At 47.1% G+C, this 206-nt stretch carries 1 protein-coding gene; it reads right to left on the reverse strand.

The window, feature by feature from the left end; translation table 11 throughout:
• The coding region (locus tag CWB98_RS23540; RefSeq protein ID WP_171045755.1) for a SpoVR family protein at positions 1-206 on the reverse strand (206 nt) is incomplete at both ends.

The raw sequence follows: 206 nt of genomic DNA on the forward strand, positions 1-206 counted from the left end.
CTCTCATCTTTGAAGTTTTGCATGGCAAAGTGCAGGGTCTCCAGCCAGTCACTGCCAGCATACTCCGGAAACCATTGTTTATCCTCATCCGTTGGGTTTTCGCAGATTCGGCGAATATCCGTCATCATGTTAAACCCTAAGGCGTAAGGGTTAATCCCCGAGTAGTAGTTACTGTTGTAGGGAGGTTGATACACCACATTAGTGTG

The sequence above is a fragment of the Pseudoalteromonas rubra genome (genome assembly GCF_005887115.1).
Taxonomy (GTDB): Bacteria; Pseudomonadota; Gammaproteobacteria; order Enterobacterales; family Alteromonadaceae; genus Pseudoalteromonas; species Pseudoalteromonas rubra_F.